Origin of the sequence: Sphingobacterium sp. (assembly GCF_039596235.1) — a bacterium.
Classification (GTDB): Bacteria; Bacteroidota; Bacteroidia; order Sphingobacteriales; family Sphingobacteriaceae; genus Sphingobacterium.
In genome coordinates this window covers 255,006-273,872 of record NZ_JBCNKE010000006.1, presented here as the reverse complement: position 1 = coordinate 273,872, position 18,867 = coordinate 255,006, and the positions used below count along the sequence as shown (strand labels likewise).

Genomic DNA, 18,867 nt, shown 5'->3' with positions numbered 1-18,867 from the left:
ATAAATTATCAGTTCTGTTGTAAAATGTAAATGTTGGGCGTATAGTGTTCCTTTCTTATTGTAAAACAATCAATTAATAGTATTTCAAAGTACCGTAAAATTATTGAGTAATCAAATTATTACAATTTATTTTAAGATTTTTTAACATTTAAAAAGTGTAAATCCTCCTCCACTCCGCGAAAAAAACGTTCGACAACATGCTTCAGCCTTCCACAATTTATGTGGCAATTAACGCTGCTACAAATTCACAAATAATAGGGACTTTATAGGGACCTCATTCGGACTTTACCCGGACCTCATTCGGATAAAAGCGTATAAAGTCCCTGTGAAATCCCTATCAAATCCGATTGAATTTCTTATTATTTTAGTAGTAATTCTGCAGTTTATAATAAGATATGGTAGCACTAGGTCATAACTTTACGATCATAAAGTTTTAGGTCAAATGAATGAGATTTAAGAATGTAGGGTAAAGGCTTTGGGAATGAAAACAGTTTTACAAACAAAAAAGCGGAATCATCTTAAGATGATTCCGCTTTACACTATTAAGCTTTGCTATATTAAAAAGACAATGTCTTATTTATACAATGGGAATTCGGCCATTAGGGCTTTCACTTTACCATGGATTTTATCCAATTGAGCATCGTTCGAGGCATTTTGTAATGCTTCGTCAATTAACTCTCCGATTTGAACAATTTCATTTTCTTTGATACCACGTGTAGTAATCGCTGCTGTACCGAAACGTACACCTGAGGTCACAAAAGGAGAACGTGTATCAAAAGGAACCATGTTTTTGTTGGTTGTGATGCCCGCTTTACCCAATACCGCTTCCGCTTCTTTACCAGAAATATCTTTGTTACGTAGGTCAACCAACATCAAGTGGTTATCTGTACCGCCAGAGATAATCTTATAGTCTTTATCAACGAAGAATTTCGCTAATGTAGCTGCATTTTTCTTCACCTGAACAATATACTCCATGTATTCGTCTGATAATGCTTCGCCGTAAGCGATTGCTTTAGCAGCAATTGTATGCTCCAAAGGACCACCTTGTGTACCTGGGAAAACAGCCAGATCCAATAATTGTGTAATCGTGCGGATTTCGCCTTTAGGTGTTTTGATACCCCAAGGGTTTTCAAAATCCTTACCGACCATAATCATACCACCACGAGGGCCACGTAATGTCTTATGTGTGGTTGTTGTGACGATATGGCAATGTGGAAGTGGATCATTTAATAGGCCACGTGCGATCAAACCAGCTGGATGGGAAATATCAGCTAAAACAATTGCGCCGATCTCATCAGCAACTTTACGGATACGGGCATAATCCCAATCGCGTGAGTAGGCTGAAGCACCACAGATGATCATTTTTGGTTTTTCACGAAGTGCTGTTTCCTCCAATTGTTCGTAATCAATCAGACCTGTATCTTCTTTTACACCATAAAATAATGGTTGATAGATCTTACCGGAAAGGTTTGCCGGTGAACCGTGCGTCAAGTGTCCACCATGAGATAAATCAAGACCTAAAATTTTGTCGCCAGGTTTGATTGTCGCCAAAAAAACAGCCGCATTTGCCTGTGCTCCAGAGTGAGGTTGAACATTTACCCATTCTGCACCAAATAATTGTTTCGCGCGATCAATTGCAATGCTCTCGATCTGATCCACAACTTCACAACCTCCATAGTAACGTTTTCCTGGGAGGCCTTCCGCATATTTATTTGTCAACACTGAACCAGCAGCTTCCATCACCTGTTTTGAAACAAAGTTTTCCGAAGCAATTAATTCAATACCTTCTTCTTGGCGTTTCAGCTCATCAGCTATCAAATTAAAAATGGCTTGATCTCTTTCCATTGTTTTTAAATGTTGTAAAGTAAATTTTGTTTTTATTTTAATGCCTCAAAGATAGCATATTCCATAAAGAATATCGACAAAAAGCCATATTTTATTAAATGTTCTTAGAAAAACGACCTTATTTATGCGAATTAGCTAATTAGCATCCTATCCATTTCACTCGGACTTGGAGCAATATAATCCATAAAAATCGAATGTTTTGTAAATGTCAAAAAATCCAATACCAGCAATTTGCGAGTTAAAATATGTATTTTTGTTAAAGAATTGGCTAAAACGATATCAAAATGAGCGTAGAACATACAGCAGTTGCTCCCGTTACCTTAACTCAAGGAGCGATCAAGGAACTCAATAAATTAAAAGATCAGCAAGAAATCTCTGATGATTTTGGTTTACGTGTCGGTGTTGAAGGCGGTGGTTGTTCAGGTATGAGTTATATCCTGGGTTTTGACCAGAAAAAAGACGGAGACAACGAGTACATAATTGAAGGCATCCGCATTTTCATGAACAAAGCACACGGCCTCTATCTTGCAGGCATGGAAATTGATTTCAAATCAGGACTTGATGCAAGAGGTTTTACTTTTAATAACCCCAATGCAACCAGCACCTGTGGTTGTGGAAGTAGTTTTTCCGCATAAATTGAAATCTATACATATTTCAATAAAAGGGGGATTGCCAATAGCAATCCCCCTTTTATTTTAACTTTCTTATCAATATGGATCTGCTTTCGCTGTGCTTTTATTCACTTGTTCCCACAACAATTTAGCGGTTTCTCAGCTTTTAATCCGGCCTCAGTGCCTAGCATTCTCGCGTAGTCCTCCATTTTACCCCTCGGCAATATTTTCGAAAGATTGAGTCCCTTATAAATGATATTACAGCAACAAAGCCCTCTTTCTTTTTCCATCATAATTCACTAAATTAGCGACCTTTAGAAAAGAAGCATACAACAGTCTGATGTACAAAGAATATAAGCAGTTAAATTTACCGGAAATTGGTAAAGAGATTTTGACCCGTTGGGAACAGGAAAAAATATTCGAAAAAAGTATCAATAATCGCCCTGAGAGCAAGTCATATACATTTTTTGAAGGCCCACCTTCTGCAAATGGAATGCCAGGCATCCACCACGTGATGGCCCGTACGATTAAGGATATTTTCTGTCGCTACAAGACATTGAAAGGCTACCAGGTAAAACGAAAAGGAGGCTGGGATACCCATGGCCTTCCAATTGAACTCGCTGTCGAGAAAGCGCTTGGTATTACCAAAGAGGATATCGGTAAAAAAATTACCGTAGAAGAATATAATGAGGCTTGTCGCAAAGAAGTGATGAAATATACCGATGTATGGAACGACCTAACCAATAAAATGGGCTATTGGGTTGATCTTGAACATCCTTACATCACCTACAAAAATGAATACATCGAAACCTTATGGTATTTGTTAAAAGAGCTATACAAAAAAGGCTTATTATACAAAGGTTATACCATCCAACCCTATTCACCTGCTGCGGGTACAGGTTTGAGTTCACATGAGCTCAATCAACCGGGTACCTATAAGGATGTGAAGGATACAACAATTGTTGCTGAATTCCGATTGATCAAAAGCCAGCTGCATCCAGCGATTGAAAAATTAGTGGACGACGAAGCCGAGGATGTTGCATTTATCGCCTGGACGACTACGCCTTGGACCTTACCTTCCAATACGGCTTTGGTTGTTGGCAAGAAAATAAACTATGTCAAAATCAGAACGTTCAATAAATATACAGGCGCACCAGTATCTGTTGTATTGGCGAAAGATCTGATCGGCAAGCATTTTAAAGCTGAAGGTGAAAATGCCTCTTTCCAAGACTACAAGCTGGGTGATAAAGTTATCCCCTGGGAACTTGCGGCTGAATTTGTCGGTGAGGAACTGGTTGGCTTACGTTACGAGCAATTGTTACCTTATATCACCAATAAAGATCTACAGGAAAATGCTTTCCGTGTCATCCCTGGAGACTTTGTGACCACTGAAGATGGTACAGGTATCGTACACGCTGCGCCGACTTATGGTGCCGATGACTTTCGTGTAGCCAAAGAACATGGTGTTCCGGGTATCCTGGTAAAAGATGAAAATGGAAAAGATGTGCCTACAGTAGACCGTACCGGCCGCTTCGTTAACGAAATCACGGATTTTGCCGGACGATTTGTAAAAGAGGAATACTACAGTGCTGAGGAACGTGCAAAAGAGGATTTCAAACCTACAGATGTATTGATCTCCATCAAACTTAAGGAGGACAACAAAGCATTTGATGTCAAGAAATACGAGCACACCTACCCACACTGCTGGCGTACAGACAAACCGGTTTTATACTATCCATTGGATAGCTGGTTTATCCGTACTACTGCAGTAAAAGAAGATCTTGTTGCTTTAAATAAAACAATCAACTGGAAACCCGAAGCTACCGGCACAGGACGCTTTGGAAACTGGTTGGAAAACCTGGTGGACTGGAACCTTTCCCGCTCACGCTACTGGGGAACACCACTTCCTATCTGGCGTTCGGAAGATGAAAACGAAGAAGTTTGTATCGGTTCATTACCAGAATTAAAGTCTCTATTGGAAGCTTCCTTGGCTTCAGAGGTTTTATCCGCTGAGGAGAAAGCAAAAAACCAGGCTTACCTGGATAAATTTGACACGGAGCAGCTGGACCTACACCGTCCTTATGTCGATGATATCGTCCTTGTTTCTGATGCCGGTCAAAAATTATTCCGGGAACCGGACTTAATTGACGTATGGTTTGACTCTGGAGCAATGCCTTATGCACAATGGGGACTGGATCATGAAAAATTGGCAAACGGTGAAGAGTTTCCATTTAAAGCCGGTTTCAACCATGCATACCCTGCAGATTTCATTGCTGAAGGTGTAGACCAGACCCGTGGATGGTTCTTTACGCTACACGCGATCTCCACGATGATGTATAAGTCGGTATCTTTCAAAAATGTGGTTTCCAATGGACTGGTATTAGATAAAAACGGAAATAAGATGTCCAAACGCTTGGGCAATGGCGTCGATCCTTTCTCAACGATAGATCAATACAGTGCGGATGCTACACGCTGGTATATGATCAGTAATGCTGCTCCTTGGGACAATTTAAAATTCAACCTCGAGGGATTGGATGAGGTACGTCGTAAATTTTTCGGTACGCTATACAATACCTATGCATTTTTTGCGCTTTATGCCAATATTGATAAGTTCTCCTACGCAGAACCAGATATCGCATTGGAAAACCGTCCTGAAATCGATCGTTGGATTATTTCGTTACTCAATTCACTAACAAAAGAAGTAGACGAATACTTAGCGGATTACGAACCGACCAAAGCTGCTCGCGCGATCCAAAGTTTTGTGGATGAGCATTTGAGTAACTGGTACGTTCGTCTGTGCCGTCGCCGTTTCTGGAAAGGAGAATATACTGAAGACAAAATTTCGGCCTATCAGACCTTATATACCTGTTTGGATACTATCGCGAAATTAATGTCACCGATATCGCCATTTTTCTCGGACAGACTGTTCCTTGACCTGAATACAGCGACAAATAAAGAGCAAGTTGAATCTGTTCACCTGGCCAACTTCCCGGTATACGATGAAAAACTTGTAGATAAAGATCTGGAAGAACGTATGGCCCTGGCGCAGGATATTTCGTCATTGACACTTTCATTACGTAAGAAAACGTCGATCAATGTGCGTCAGCCATTAAACAAAATCCTTGTTCCGGTACTGGACAGTGCTTTCCAGGAGAAGGTGGAAAAAGTAAAAGATTTGATACTTTCGGAAACCAATATCAAAGATATTGAGTTTATTACAGATACTACTGGTATCATCAAGAAAAAAATAAAACCAAATTTTAAAGCTCTTGGCGCGAAAGTTGGTAAGGATATGAAGTTAGTCTCTTCAGCTATCCAATCGTTGACTATAGAACAGATCAGTACCTTGGAATCAGCAGGTGAATTGGCCTTAGTTGACACGCCATATACTATTCTATTGAGCGATGTCGAAATTATAGCAGAGGATGTGGAAGGATGGCAGGTTGCCAATCTGGGTAAATTGACTGTAGCATTGGATGTCCATATTACTGAAGAATTGAAGAAGGAAGGTTTATCAAGAGAATTGATCAACCGCCTACAAAATTTACGGAAGGAAAAAGGACTTGAAGTGACGGATAGAATTAACGTAAAGTTAACAGCTGCCTCAGAAGTAGTCCATGCTGCGAAAGAAAATTTATCGTATATTTGCACCGAAATTCTAGCCGATTCATTGGTATTTGAAGATTCACTAACTGAAGGAGAGACCATCGAGATCGATGGCAAAGAACTTAAGGCATTAATCCAAAAAAATTAAATTATGGCAAACAACAACGAGAAAACACGCTATAGCGATTCAGAATTACAAGAATTCAAAGATATTATCTTGGACAAGCTTAGAATAGCAAAAGAAGAGCTTTCCTCGTTGACAGCAACGCTTAATAACAGCAATGCGAATGGTACAGATGATACTGCGGGGACTTACAAGACCTTGGAGGATGGATCTGCAACGTTGGAGAAGGAACAAACAAATCAATTAGCGGCACGCCAAAAGAAGTTTATCGACAACTTGGAAGCAGCCTTGGTACGTATCGAGAACAAAACGTATGGTATCTGTAGAGAAACCGGAAAACTGATCCAAAAAGAGCGTTTGAAAGCTGTTCCACACACCACGTTGAGCATCGAAGCGAAAAACAAACAATATTAATTTTAGGTAAAAATATATGGTCTTTGCTTAGGCAAAGACCATTTTTATAGCACAATGAAGGGGTATACGAAACCAGTCGCACTAATCGTGGCGATTCTTTTAATAGACCAATTGTCAAAAATATGGGTTAAGCTCTCTATGACAATCGGCCAAAGTCATCACATCTTAGGTAAATTCTTTCAGATCCATTTTATTGAAAATAATGGAATGGCTTACGGAATGGAATTCGGTGGTGACTACGGGAAATTGTTCCTGACCGTGTTTCGGATACTGGCCGTAGCTGGTATCGGATATGGTCTACACTACATGATCAAGAATAAATACAACCGCGGTTTTATATTAAATGTAGCCCTGATTCTTGCCGGTGCGTTAGGAAATATCATTGATTCGGCCTTCTACGGTGTGATCTTCAGTGAAAGCACCTTTTACGAAAAAGCATCCTTATTTCCCGCTGGTGGAGGGTATTCCTCTTTCCTGCATGGAAAGGTTGTCGATATGCTCTATTTTCCTTTAATTGAAGGTACGTTTCCTACATGGGTTCCTTTTTGGGGCGGTGAAGAGTTCCTATTCTTCCGGCCGGTATTCAACATTGCAGACTCGGCTATTTCAGTTGGTGTGGTGCTTATACTATTGTTTCAAAAACGGTATTTCAAAACTGAAAAAGAAGAGAAATCAAGTATCCATAGCGAAATCGTTGAAGATTAACGAAATATCTTACAAAAGCCTTGTTAATCGCAAGGCTTTTCTTTTAAAAATAAATTAATGCGGATCCTAACCCTTATCCACCAAGCTAATAAACCGGATTAGGATGATCGAAATAATAGCATACCAAAAAATGAAAAACATAAACTTATTCCTGATTGCAGGCTTACTTTTTGTGACAAAATTAGCACAAGCACAACAAATTGAAATTCCAAACCTTAAAAAACATATCTACTACCTGGCAGATGATAAAATGAAAGGTAGAGGAACGGGCAGCAAAGAAGTGTTCAAAGCCGCAGACTACATCGAAAAGGAATTCAAAAAATATAAATTGCAACCAAAGGGTGAAAAAGGCTATCGCCAATCCTTCAAAGCCAAGGTGTGGAAAGTAAAAGTAGCCGACAGCATCCGCAACGCAGCCAATATTATTGGCTTTATCGATAATGGAGCTGCGCTAACCGTCGTAATAGGCGCGCATTACGATCATTTGGGAACAGGTCATCAGGGGAGCTCAAAAGATTCACTAGGCGTTGGTAAAATCCACAATGGCGCCGATGACAATGCCTCAGGTACAGCAGGTTTATTGGAACTTGCACGCTATTTCAGTACCAATAACCAAAAAGAACCTTATAACTTGTTGTTCATCGCTTTCGGTGCTGAAGAACTAGGCTTGGTCGGCTCTAAATATTTTACCGAGCATCCTACCCTACCATTAGAAAAAATAACAGCTATGCTTAATATGGATATGATCGGCCGTTACAACCCGGACAATGGGCTTGCTGTTATCGGATATGGAACGAGCAGTCAATGGCCTACGGTATTCAAAGACATCCAGGCGCCTATAAAATTTAACCTGAGCAAAGATGGTAATGGCGGATCCGATCAAACATCATTTTATAAGAAGAATATTCCGGTGTTATTTTTCCATACCGGCGGACATCCCGATTATCATATGCCAACGGATGACGCAGATAAAATCGACTATAATGCATTAAAATCTATTCTGGATTTGGAGAAATCGGTGATCGAGAACATCATGAAACAGTCAAATAAAATGGACTTTATCTGGACCAACTAAGACCGATAGAGTAACGCATTAAGAGTCTTTCAAGACATTCCCTTAACCGGAGGACAGACCAGCGAAAAATAGACGAAGGTACCATGCATACCTTCGAGATGAAAACACGGATAAAAAAATAGTAATACGGATGAAAAAAATTCTTGTCACAGGATCGAATGGCTTTTTGGGTCAGAAGGTTGTCGACCTACTTGCTGGTAATGATCGTTATGAAGTTACAGCCATTTCAAAGGGGCCGAATAGAAACCCTAATCAAATCGGATATGTTTTCTTTCAAGTCGACTTATTGGATCAGAGCCTATTAGCGGATTTTTTATCCAACCATATCTTTGATGCAATTATACATACCGCTGCCATGACCAGTGTGGAAGCATGTGAGGCCGATAAATCAGCCTGTCAGCTGATCAATGTGGACCTGGTAAGGACACTAGCGGATTACTGCGAAAAAAATAAAGCACAACTGGTACATCTATCGACAGATTTTGTATTTGATGGCAAGAAAGGCACTTCCTACAATGAACTGGACAAGCCCAATCCACAAAGTGAATACGGGAAAAGCAAATATGCTTCTGAACAAGTCCTTGCACAGTCGTCCTGTCCTTATGCAATTCTGCGTACAATTTTGGTCTATGGCATCAATGCTGATCCAAACCGTTCGAATCTGGTGCTATGGGCAAAAGGAAAGTTATCACAAAAAGAAGCGATAAAAGTGGTCAATGACCAATGGAGAATGCCTACCTTTGTAGATGATTTAGCGCATGCATGTCAATTGGCTATCGAACGACAGGCTCAGGGGATATTTCATATTTCTGGAGCAGAATTGATGTCCATCAATGAAGCGGTGTATAAAATAGCGGATTATTGGCAGCTGGACAAATCCTTGATTTCGGAAATCAGTGCTGCAAGCATTGGACAAGCAGACAACAGGCCTCGTCTGACAGGTTTTGATCTTAGCAAGTCCAAAAACGAGCTGGGTTATAAGCCGACAGCATTTGTAGAATCTTTGGCTATAATTGATCGCCAAGCCAAGGAATTTGGAAGATAATGACAAAAAACGATATGATAGAGAAATTTGCGAGAGAGTCATACACGGAGATGAACGAACTGGTCCTTCCGAATGATACCAATACCTTTGGTAATCTCATGGGCGGCCGCTTATTATACTGGATGGATATCTGTTCGGCTATTGCCGCACAAAAGCATTGCAGCAATGTAGTCGTCACGGTATCTGTGGACAATGTATCTTTTAAGCGTTCGATCAAATTGGGTGAAGTAGTTACCATACAGGCACAGGTCACCCGTGCATTTAACAGCTCCCTAGAGGTACGTATGGAAATTTTCGCATCAAATTTACCAGAGGGCACACGCGTGAAAACCAATGAGGCATATTATACCTTCGTTGCGGTTGATGCCGACAACAACCCCAAAGCTGTACCCGTATTGATTCCCGAGACAGAATCAGAACACAAAGCTTACGAGGATGCATTGCAGCGCAGAGAACTTCGTCTTATCCTTGCAGGGAAATTAAAACCTGAAAATGCAAAAAAACTAAAAGCATTGGTCAGTCTGTTCAGTCAGAAGAACTCATAAACATAGATAAGTTACTATACGAAGAAAGCGCATACATTTCGTCATGTACGCGCTTTCTTTTTTTATTGGCTGTAAGAACAATGGTATTCTGCACCTTTTAGATCGAATGCTTACTCCCCATTGCCTAAAGCTAGGATCCGGTCAAATTCTTCGGGCTTAAGTGGCATCACCGATAGACGGCCCTGTCTGACCAAAGCGATATCCTGTAACTGTTCATCCGCTTTAATCGTCTCCAATGTAACTGACTTCTTCAATGTTTCCACTGGAGCTAGATCGACGACAACCCAGCGTTCATCGTCGGTTGTTGGGTCCTGATAAAACTCTTTCACGACCTTCGCAACTCCAACAACATCTTTACCTTCGTTGCTATGATAAAACAGGACCAAGTCCCCTTCTTTCATTGCTTTCATATTATTCCTAGCCTGGTAATTGCGTACACCATCCCAAAACGTCCGTCCATCTTTATTAAATTGCTCCCAACTATATTTAAATGGTTCAGATTTTACTAAGAAATATTGCATCGTCTAAATTTGTTAAGCGTTAAAAACTATTGTTGTGGCATTAATACTTCCATTTTATCTGCAAAATGGGCACAGTAATCACGTAAATCGCCAATCACCTTTTCAGCCATGGGATCTCCACCTGAAGAACGGATAAAAGAATCTCCCAACGTTTGCAAAGTCTCATAAAAGAATCTTTTCATCTCATCGTAAGGCATGTCTTTCGTCCAGAGGTCGATCCGCATCGAATTCTTATAATGAGAATCCCATAAAGCTAAAAACATCGCTTTTGCGGGCAATTCGTCCGAATTATTCCCATCTGTGGACGACCACATAATGTTTTCAGGAACATTGTTTTCGTCAAGCTCTACCTGTAATTTTATTTCTGCTTTTTTCATTTTAGTATTGAGATATGAGTATTGAGATTTTACCTTAACAAGCCTACGGCTTATGCACTATCTCCATTTTTTTTAATTTTTACTTTTAAATATATCAGCTGAATGTCACTTTAACGATCAGGCTGGCAACACAAACCACCACCAAAAATACCAACTGTAACATCCACATTTTTTTATTCTCTTTGATAAGTACCCTAAACAAAATATCCACGACTGTCAGCAATACCATTAAGGCAATAAATGCTCCCCATGTAAAGAGCACCCTTTCGTCATTGGGATTTTCTAGGACAAACCAAACGACCAAGCATGCACTGGCAATATTTAATGGGGTAAACCGCATGCTGATTATCGTTTCTTGAAATTACGGCTTGGTCCTGCGGATTTCCCCCCGCCCGATTTACCCTTGCTTTTAGCCTTCGGCTTAAAGCCCGAAGCACGTTGCGCTTCGCGTACTTCCTTTTGCTTGATCACATATTTCTTTTCATGGAAAGCACCCTGATAATCTGGATTATCTTTTTTCTTTTGATTATCGATATCGCGGGCGATATCCTGTTTCTCCTGAAAAGGCGTTTTTTCAATAAAAACCTCCTCTGGAATTGGATATACCGGAATATTCTGTTTGATCAATTTCTCAATTTTTCGGACGTAATATTTCTCCGCCTCATTGCAAAAGGTGATGGCATCTCCCTCATTGAAGGCCCTACCCGTACGTCCGATACGATGTACATAGTCTTCGATAACAATAGGCACCTCAAAGTTGATTACATGGCTCACATTGGACACATCAAGTCCACGTGCCGCAACATCCGTTGCTACCAGGATACGGATATTACCTTCCTTAAATGCATTGATCGAATTGATGCGTGTATTCTGTCCTTTATTGGCATGGATGACACGCACTTCATCTTTGCCGTATTTACGCTCCAGAAAATGAAAAACATTATCTGCGACTTGTTTTGTTTTACAAAAAACTATCAGTCGGCTAAAAGCTTCATCATCCTTCAATAGATGCTGCAATAAGTTCAGTTTGGTTTTCTGATTCGGGACAAAATACAAAGCTTGGCTGACCGTTTTAGCCGGTGTCGCCTGTTCAGATACTTCTATAACGGTAGGAAATGCAAGAAAATCTCCAGCAATCTTACGAACAAGCTCACTCATTGTCGCTGAAAACAACAGGTTTTGGCGCTTGCGCGGTACGATCTCCAATACACGGTGGATTTTGCTGATAAATCCCATATCCATCATCTTGTCCGCTTCGTCCAAAACTAAAAATTTAAGTGACTTAACGACGATATGTCCTTCTAAGTATAAATCAAGAAAGCGACCCGGAGTAGCAACGATAATATCAACTCCTTTTTCAAGTGCTTCTATCTGAGTTTTAGGTCCCAATCCACCATACAATACAACAGAACGTAAATCGAGGTACGTAGAAAATAATTTGATGTTCTCCTCGATCTGCATGGCCAACTCCCGGGTTGGAGTCAAAATTAAAGCACGCGCATCAGTTCCTTGAGCATACTTCAATTTCATTAACATGGGCAATACAAATGCAGCCGTTTTTCCCGTTCCGGTCTGGGCTATTCCCATCACATCCTGCCCCGCCAATATCGGTGTAATTGCCTTTTCCTGGATTTCAGTCGGTTGTTCATACCCCGCTTCTGCTATCGCATTTAGGATCTGTTTATTGAATTTAAAATTTTCAAATGATTGCTGCATCCGACAAAGATAAGGAAAAGAGTCCATTTGACTTTCTTCGATAACCAATCCAGCACAGATTTACTTTTAATTGACATAAAAATTGGGAAAAAGTACAATATAAAGTCTAATATTTTGGTTTTTAACAGAATTAAAGCATTTTTGTAGGGTATAAACAAACTTTTTATCAGGTTGATATGAAAAAATTATGGATGTGTTTGTTGTTGATAACAACAAGCTTTGCTGCATTTGCCGATGAGGGAATGTGGTTTTTAATGTATCTGAAGCGTCTGAATGAGGCTGATATGCAAAAAAAGGGACTTCGTTTAAGTGCCGAAGAGATCTACAGCATTAACAACTCAAGCTTAAAAGATGCGATTGTGCAATTCGGCGGTGGATGTACCGCAGAGATTGTGTCTGACCAAGGATTGGTATTCACCAATCACCACTGCGGGTACGGCGCAATTGCGGAATTGTCCACACCTGAGAATGACCACTTGACTAATGGTTTCTGGGCAAAGACAAAAAGCGAGGAATTAAAACCAAAATCGCTATCTGTACGCTTCTTTGTACGCATGGACGATGTATCAAAACGCATCTTAGGATTGGTTAATAATAAAATGTCCGAAGATGAGCGCAACAAAATCATCGCTGCCGAGATTGCTAAAATCCAAAAAGAGAACAGCGAAAATGGCAAATACGTTGTTGAGGTGAAATCTTTCTACCAAGGCAATGAGTATTATTATTTTGTATATCAAGATTATAATGACGTACGTTTAGTGGGAACGCCACCAAACAGCATTGGTAAATTCGGTGGCGACACGGACAACTGGGAATGGCCTCGCCATACTGGTGACTTCTCCATTTTCCGCGTCTACGCAGACAAAAATGGAAATCCGGCAGAATATGCAAAGGACAATGTTCCATTAAAACCAAAACATTTCCTACCTATAAGTCTAAAGGGTATTCAGGAAGGCGATTTTGCAATGATCTTAGGTTACCCTGGTCGTACCAACCGTTGGATGCCTTCAGGTGGAATCAATCAAAACGTAAAATTTGCATACCCTGCTTGGGTGGAGGCTTCCAAAACAGGTATGGATGCCATGAAGAAATTCATGGATCAGGATCAGGCTGTCAAATTGAATTATGCTTCCAAATACTCTCAGGTTGCCAATTACTGGAAAAACCGTCAAGGGATGATTGACGCATTGACTTTACATAAAACTGCGGAGTCGAAAGCGAAAGATGAGGTTAAATTTGACAAATGGGCAAACAAAGCGGCCAACAAAGCGGAATACGGTGATGTAATCAGCACAATCAATGCATACTATACCGCAACCAATGAGAAAGCGAAACACGACAATTACCTGATGGGTATGATCCGCTCCAGTGCCATTGCGACTTTACCTTATTCGATCGGTTCTGGTTTAGAAGTGTATGCTGCAGGCGATGATGCACGCAGAAAAGATATCCTTCCACGCTTAAAGTCAGCGATCGATGCGGGCTACGAAAAAATGTATATGCCTTTGGAAGAACAAGTGTTGATCGACGAATTGAACCTTTACGCGAAAAAAGCTGGAAATATCGCACCTTATGTTGCGGAGTTAGCGGCCAAAAACAACAATGATTTTACGGCCTATATCAAAGAAGCTGTTAAAAACAGTATTTTTGCTTCTGCTGAGCGCCTAAACAATTACCTGGAAAATCCAAATGCTGAAATTTTGGCAAATGATCCATTATATAAATTATCCTCGGCATTGATCAACAAATACCGCCAGGAAGACCCTAGTGCAAAAGCTGAACATGATAAGTTTGAGGGTGCTTACCGTAAATATGTTGCTGGTGTATTGGCTTCAAATCCAAAAGGCAAATTCTATCCAGACGCTAACAGCACCTTGCGTCTTTCATACGGCTCGATCAAAGGCTTACCGAAAGACCCTCGTAACGATGCTGACAAGAACTTCTATACAACCTTAAAAGGTACTATTGCCAAATACAAAAAAGGTGACGAAGAGTTCGATTTGCCACAACGTTTGATGGATTTGTACAAAAATAAGGACTATGGCCGTTACGCCGACAAAAAAGGACACTTACCAGTAAACTTCCTAAGTGACAATGATATAACAGGCGGAAACTCAGGTTCTCCAGTAATAAATGGCAATGGCGAATTAATTGGCCTAGCTTTTGATGGGAATATCGAGGCAATGGCCGGCGACGTAATCTTTGACCATAAGCTACAACGTACAATTTCAGTTGACATTCGCTATGTGTTATTTATCATTGATAAATTTGCAGGAGCAAGCAACATTATTGACGAACTTAAGATTGTTGAATAGTTTTTTTTAAGCTTTTTCGATAAAAAAAAACGAAATTTATTTTCTATTTGATTCGTTTTTGTATATTTAAGGAGTGTTTAGGAAAAACCATAAAAACTAAAATTATAATTATAAAAAAATGGAAAACTACGTAAAATTAAAAGAGTTAGTAGCTTCTATCGAAGCTGATGCAGACAAGTTCTTCAACAATGGTAATTCTGCTGCTGGTACACGTGTACGTAAAGGATTACAAGACATCAAAACCTTAGCACAAGAAATTCGTAACGAAGTTACTGCTAAGAAAAACAGCGGAAAATAATCTTTCCTGAGTTTACATAAAAAAGGCCTTCTCAATGAAAGGCCTTTTTTTTGCTTTAATGGCAGCTGGAGTTTGTTACAAGTAATAACATCCCATCACAAGATTATATACCTTCACACCAAGATAATCCCCCACTACAGCATTCAGTTTATCATAAACTTGCTTTCTATTCAGAGGCTTGTCTTTTTTCTTAAGAAAATCCGCAGAAGAAATTGTAACAGGACTTAGTTCTACCTTGGTCGCAAACATATTATAGTGAAGCTCAGGGACGGCCAATCCCAAAATCATCCCTGGCAAACCACTAAATGCAGAAGGTCCACCGGATACCGGAATCTGGTCTGTATAAAATGCGACAGCGTAGATCGAGTCCAGTACGAGCCCATTTGCTCTTCGGCATTGGTAGCCCGCGATCTGTCTATACTCATTGGTAATTTTCCACTTAATCTTCAATGTAGAATCTGCTATGACAATCCGCTCGCCTCCCAACTCGAAGGCAGACTTGAATTCCTTTGTTTTTAGGTTCTGATAACTGCTAATTCCGGACTCAAAAACCCCCATCCGCATTAAGTTCTGAGCAGCTTCCGGATACTCCTCTGGAATGTGCTCGTACAGCACCTCATTTGCAGAAAATTTCAACGTTTTTTTAAGCACCTGATTTTCGGGTGCGTGTTCGACCATCCCTTTGAATGCGTTGCGGCTCTCCTCATCCTTAGCATAAGCCGCATAACGTTTGATCAGATTTTTAAGAAATACGGTTTTCTCAAAAGTAATCGTTCCTTGATCCGGAAAGTAAGCATATTGTCCTTCCGCTGCCTTTCCCAAGCATAGTACCAAAAATAGGGTTATTATATTTCTGATCGTTCTCATTTTATTTTGATTTGACTAACATCTTGTTTATTTCCCAGCTCAGTTTTACCATATAATACCTACCGATGGTATTAAATCGGCGCTCGGTCAGCAGTGTTCCATTTTGATTACGCTCAAAGCCAACATTTTGGTTCAATATATCATTGATCGTAAAGGTCAGTTCCAGCTTTTCGTCTTTCATAAACTTTTTCGACAGTCCCGGGCTCAGCACAAACCGTTCGAATTTCTTGCTATAAACTGCCGTTGGTGCCTGATATCTGTAGTTAAAATCTGTCCGCAGGACAAATTTGGCCGGTAGGAAGTACTTAAATTCCCCATTGGAAGAAAATGTAAAACCTTTACTATCTTCCATCATACCAATTGAATTATCCTGGATGACATAACCCGGCGAAAATTCAACCCCAAAATCCAAACCTTTCGTAGTCGACTTTTGAAGTCCATAACTCAACGAATAGGTCTGAAACTTTGCATTAGCCAAAACATTGTTCACGTAATTATAATTATTACCAATGGAAATAGCAGGGCCCCCACCGTGTCGCAATTGATACTTTTTCCATAAAATTCCATAATACATTGGTGAAATGCTGATTTGATTATTGGCATTGTGATTCAAATTATCCCAAATAAAGGTTGTTTTACCAACGGAATCAATTGTGGTATTCTGAACAAGTGCATTATTCGTACGGGAAGCATTTACGAAAACCCCATAAAATTCACCACGAAGAATTGAAAACGATCTAAAATTTAAATTCAATTCATTCGTATAAGATGGCTTTAAATTTTCGTTTCCTAAATATTCGTTCAATGGATCAAGATTTGATCGTAAGGGCTGAATCTGATTGAGGGAAGGCAGTCCATTAGTACCCCGATAGACTACTGAAACTGACCTATTTTTATTAATCTCGTATTTTAAATCCAAAACTGGATTATATACAAAAAAAGATCTGGACAAGTGTGCGTCATCCGCTCTATTTAATTGTGATAAATCACTATTTTCAAACCTGTTGGCAAGATTGATAATAAATTTCTCCAATGGTTTATAGTTAAGCGAAAGGTTATAGGTGTTCTTCGTTGTTTTGTATAAAAAGTCATTGCTATACACCTCGTCCTTATCGTCATACTTTCCTGTATTTAGATTTTTGTTCAGGGATTCCACCGAATTGCTATTGCGGTCAAAATTAATACCATATTCAAAAGCCAGTATAACCTTTTTTGACAATGGTTCAGAATAAGACAGCTGACCACCGGTTGATAATGTATTGTTGTCGATGATCTTTTTCTGATCCAGGATTGTGTTCCCCACAGAGTCTCCGTTTCTATAATAAACCAAGCTGGAATATAGCTTTTGTTCGCCATCCTGTTTACTTCCAGATGTGAAATAATTGATTGTTAATGAACGGCCCTTCTTCTTAAACCGTTTCACATAAAGTGCCGAAACATTATACCGCTCGGACTTGGTATCATTGTAAAAATCTCGGGTATTTCCATTAACCATCTGATCAAATTGGTTGACCGTATTTGAAACAGTTTTTGAAGAACTGATATCCCGTCTCCTACTGGCACCTGCCCATACCGTCAAATCGGATAAAGAATCTATTTTAAATTCATATTTCAGTCCAACATTATGTTTTTTATTCTCATTGGCAGCCGAAGTACTGTTATTACTGATCAGAATCGTATCCCGGGCTGCATTTCTGGTAAATACACTTCTATCCAGATCGACATCTGACTGACTATATTTATAGTCAATCCGCCAGGAGTGTTTCTTATTGGCGGTTTTATCCGAATATAAGAAACCAGTATTGAGGGATTTTGGAACTCCTTCGCCATCAAAATTTCCGGAACCACCACCATCATCGCCTATGCTAGAAGCTTCCTGATCATTTAATCCCGTTTTACCGGTATTGCTTGCGATCAAATAAGTTGAAACCCGAAAAGATTGATTGAAATAATTGAGGAAACCTTGACCAAGATAAAATTTATTACTTCCCCCACCAGCGTCAACTTTTCCAAAAATACCACGTTTTGCTTCTTCTTTTAACTTCACATTGATGGTTTGTGTACGTACGCCATCATCAATACCTGTTTTCTCTGCTTTATCGGATTTTTTCTCGTAGACCTGGATTTTATCGACCATATCAGAACGGATATTTCGGCTCACCAATTTCGGGTCGTCGCCAAAAAACTCCTCCCCATCAACAAGCATCTTTTCGACCGTTTTTCCCTGTGCGGTAATCTTTCCGGAAGCATCCACAGTAATCCCGGGCAGAACCTTTAAAAGATCCTCAACCTTGGCATTCTTTTCGACCTTAAAACTGCGGGCATCGTATTCTGTGGTATCTCCCTTGATTGTTATTGGAATCCGACCCGTTACGATCACCTCCTGTAATAAAGTAGCACTATTTGTAAGCCCGATCGACAAGTTTGTATAATCCCGTGAGGGCAAAATATCGACATAATATTCGCCATATTTTGGATAGGTAACGATAAGTATATATTGCCCAGTATCCGGCTTTAATAAGGAAAACTGTCCTGCTTCATTAGACCGGGTAAAATCAGTCAGAATTGAATCTTTGGCCGTTAACAACATAACGGTCGCATGATGGAGTTTGATTTTATCTTTGGCGTCGATGATTTTTCCTTCGATTTTGGATTGTGCTTGAACTATTCCGCATGAGCAAAGTAGAAAAAGTAAAAGTGATGACCACACTCTTTTCATAAAATTTATTAAATGGTATTTAGTGACAAATTGCAACAGCAGGTAAAACTACTATTTTACGAGGTAATTTTTACTTCGTTATAA

The 18,867-nt window shown here is 39.9% G+C and carries 16 protein-coding genes; 9 read left to right on the top strand and 7 right to left on the bottom strand.

Features of this window, described 5'->3' with window-relative positions; all coding sequences use genetic code 11:
* Positions 1-573 precede the first annotated feature (573 nt).
* Positions 574-1,845 carry a serine hydroxymethyltransferase gene (glyA, locus tag ABDW32_RS14535; protein ID WP_343563592.1) on the bottom strand — a complete coding sequence of 424 codons (1,272 nt, stop codon included), beginning with the start codon at positions 1,843-1,845 and terminating at the stop codon, positions 574-576.
* A gap of 284 nt (positions 1,846-2,129) precedes the next feature.
* On the opposite strand from glyA, the gene ABDW32_RS14530 reads away from it, so the two are divergent.
* The 7 genes from ABDW32_RS14530 (at position 2,130) to ABDW32_RS14500 (ending at position 9,970) form a co-directional block, all read left to right on the top strand.
* On the top strand, positions 2,130-2,480 hold the full coding sequence (locus ABDW32_RS14530; RefSeq protein ID WP_343563590.1) for an iron-sulfur cluster assembly accessory protein: 351 nt from the start codon (positions 2,130-2,132) through the stop codon (positions 2,478-2,480).
* Between the two features lie 316 nt (positions 2,481-2,796).
* A complete protein-coding gene (gene ileS, locus ABDW32_RS14525) occupies positions 2,797-6,210 on the top strand; it encodes an isoleucine--tRNA ligase (protein WP_343563589.1) in 3,414 nt (1,137 codons plus the stop codon).
* 3 nt (positions 6,211-6,213) lie between these two features.
* Positions 6,214-6,600: a TraR/DksA C4-type zinc finger protein gene (locus ABDW32_RS14520; RefSeq protein WP_046674049.1), complete on the top strand. Its 387-nt coding sequence runs from the start codon at positions 6,214-6,216 to the stop codon at positions 6,598-6,600.
* Positions 6,601-6,654: 54 nt separating this feature from the next.
* Positions 6,655-7,305: a lipoprotein signal peptidase gene (locus ABDW32_RS14515; RefSeq protein ID WP_282250257.1), complete on the top strand. Its 651-nt coding sequence runs from the start codon at positions 6,655-6,657 to the stop codon at positions 7,303-7,305.
* 130 nt (positions 7,306-7,435) lie between these two features.
* Entirely contained in the window at positions 7,436-8,380 is a 945-nt protein-coding gene (locus ABDW32_RS14510) for a M20/M25/M40 family metallo-hydrolase (protein WP_343563586.1), read from the top strand.
* Between the two features lie 130 nt (positions 8,381-8,510).
* Positions 8,511-9,425 (top strand): SDR family oxidoreductase, encoded by a 915-nt coding sequence (locus ABDW32_RS14505; RefSeq protein WP_343563584.1) that lies wholly within the window; start codon positions 8,511-8,513, stop codon positions 9,423-9,425.
* A 14-nt stretch (positions 9,426-9,439) separates the two neighbouring features.
* Positions 9,440-9,970 (top strand): acyl-CoA thioesterase, encoded by a 531-nt coding sequence (locus ABDW32_RS14500; protein ID WP_343563581.1) that lies wholly within the window; start codon positions 9,440-9,442, stop codon positions 9,968-9,970.
* A gap of 110 nt (positions 9,971-10,080) precedes the next feature.
* On the opposite strand, the gene ABDW32_RS14495 is transcribed toward ABDW32_RS14500, so the two are convergent.
* The 4 genes from ABDW32_RS14495 to ABDW32_RS14480 form a co-directional block, all read right to left on the bottom strand.
* The gene (locus ABDW32_RS14495) at positions 10,081-10,491 is read right to left on the bottom strand and encodes an EVE domain-containing protein (RefSeq protein ID WP_108635912.1); all 411 of its coding nucleotides are present in this window, start codon (positions 10,489-10,491) and stop codon (positions 10,081-10,083) included.
* Positions 10,492-10,517: 26 nt separating this feature from the next.
* Positions 10,518-10,868 carry a gliding motility protein GldC gene (gldC, locus tag ABDW32_RS14490; RefSeq protein WP_343563577.1) on the bottom strand — a complete coding sequence of 117 codons (351 nt, stop codon included), beginning with the start codon at positions 10,866-10,868 and terminating at the stop codon, positions 10,518-10,520.
* Positions 10,869-10,962: 94 nt separating this feature from the next.
* Positions 10,963-11,208, bottom strand: coding sequence for a hypothetical protein (locus ABDW32_RS14485; protein WP_343563576.1), 246 nt, complete (start codon positions 11,206-11,208; stop codon positions 10,963-10,965).
* A 5-nt stretch (positions 11,209-11,213) separates the two neighbouring features.
* Positions 11,214-12,584: a DEAD/DEAH box helicase gene (locus ABDW32_RS14480; RefSeq protein ID WP_343563574.1), complete on the bottom strand. Its 1,371-nt coding sequence runs from the start codon at positions 12,582-12,584 to the stop codon at positions 11,214-11,216.
* Between the two features lie 176 nt (positions 12,585-12,760).
* Here ABDW32_RS14480 and ABDW32_RS14475 point away from each other — a divergent pair, with 176 nt between their 5' ends.
* Positions 12,761-14,899: a S46 family peptidase gene (locus ABDW32_RS14475; protein WP_343563572.1), complete on the top strand. Its 2,139-nt coding sequence runs from the start codon at positions 12,761-12,763 to the stop codon at positions 14,897-14,899.
* A 118-nt stretch (positions 14,900-15,017) separates the two neighbouring features.
* Entirely contained in the window at positions 15,018-15,197 is a 180-nt protein-coding gene (locus tag ABDW32_RS14470) for a histone H1 (RefSeq protein WP_077437839.1), read from the top strand.
* Between the two features lie 75 nt (positions 15,198-15,272).
* Here the strand turns inward: ABDW32_RS14470 and ABDW32_RS14465 are convergent, their stop codons facing one another.
* Entirely contained in the window at positions 15,273-16,064 is a 792-nt protein-coding gene (locus ABDW32_RS14465; RefSeq protein ID WP_343563569.1) for a GLPGLI family protein, read from the bottom strand.
* 1 nt (position 16,065) lies between these two features.
* On the bottom strand, positions 16,066-18,783 hold the full coding sequence (locus ABDW32_RS14460) for an outer membrane beta-barrel protein (protein ID WP_343563567.1): 2,718 nt from the start codon (positions 18,781-18,783) through the stop codon (positions 16,066-16,068).
* Positions 18,784-18,867 lie beyond the last annotated feature (84 nt).

What these genes read in the sequence shown, in the direction of transcription:
- ileS (WP_343563589.1), top strand. Translation starts at nt 2,797, where the DNA reads ATGTACAAAGAATATAAGCAGTTAAATTTACCGGAAATTGGTAAAGAG.
- ABDW32_RS14515 (WP_282250257.1), top strand. Translation starts at nt 6,655, where the DNA reads ATGAAGGGGTATACGAAACCAGTCGCACTAATCGTGGCGATTCTTTTA.
- gldC (WP_343563577.1), bottom strand. Translation starts at nt 10,868, where the DNA reads ATGAAAAAAGCAGAAATAAAATTACAGGTAGAGCTTGACGAAAACAAT.
- ABDW32_RS14485 (WP_343563576.1), bottom strand. Translation starts at nt 11,208, where the DNA reads ATGCGGTTTACCCCATTAAATATTGCCAGTGCATGCTTGGTCGTTTGG.
- glyA (WP_343563592.1), bottom strand. Translation starts at nt 1,845, where the DNA reads ATGGAAAGAGATCAAGCCATTTTTAATTTGATAGCTGATGAGCTGAAA.
- ABDW32_RS14470 (WP_077437839.1), top strand. Translation starts at nt 15,018, where the DNA reads ATGGAAAACTACGTAAAATTAAAAGAGTTAGTAGCTTCTATCGAAGCT.
- ABDW32_RS14460 (WP_343563567.1), bottom strand. Translation starts at nt 18,783, where the DNA reads ATGAAAAGAGTGTGGTCATCACTTTTACTTTTTCTACTTTGCTCATGC.
- ABDW32_RS14495 (WP_108635912.1), bottom strand. Translation starts at nt 10,491, where the DNA reads ATGCAATATTTCTTAGTAAAATCTGAACCATTTAAATATAGTTGGGAG.
- ABDW32_RS14465 (WP_343563569.1), bottom strand. Translation starts at nt 16,064, where the DNA reads ATGAGAACGATCAGAAATATAATAACCCTATTTTTGGTACTATGCTTG.
- ABDW32_RS14530 (WP_343563590.1), top strand. Translation starts at nt 2,130, where the DNA reads ATGAGCGTAGAACATACAGCAGTTGCTCCCGTTACCTTAACTCAAGGA.
- ABDW32_RS14475 (WP_343563572.1), top strand. Translation starts at nt 12,761, where the DNA reads ATGAAAAAATTATGGATGTGTTTGTTGTTGATAACAACAAGCTTTGCT.
- ABDW32_RS14480 (WP_343563574.1), bottom strand. Translation starts at nt 12,584, where the DNA reads ATGCAGCAATCATTTGAAAATTTTAAATTCAATAAACAGATCCTAAAT.
- ABDW32_RS14520 (WP_046674049.1), top strand. Translation starts at nt 6,214, where the DNA reads ATGGCAAACAACAACGAGAAAACACGCTATAGCGATTCAGAATTACAA.
- ABDW32_RS14505 (WP_343563584.1), top strand. Translation starts at nt 8,511, where the DNA reads ATGAAAAAAATTCTTGTCACAGGATCGAATGGCTTTTTGGGTCAGAAG.
- ABDW32_RS14510 (WP_343563586.1), top strand. Translation starts at nt 7,436, where the DNA reads ATGAAAAACATAAACTTATTCCTGATTGCAGGCTTACTTTTTGTGACA.
- ABDW32_RS14500 (WP_343563581.1), top strand. Translation starts at nt 9,440, where the DNA reads ATGATAGAGAAATTTGCGAGAGAGTCATACACGGAGATGAACGAACTG.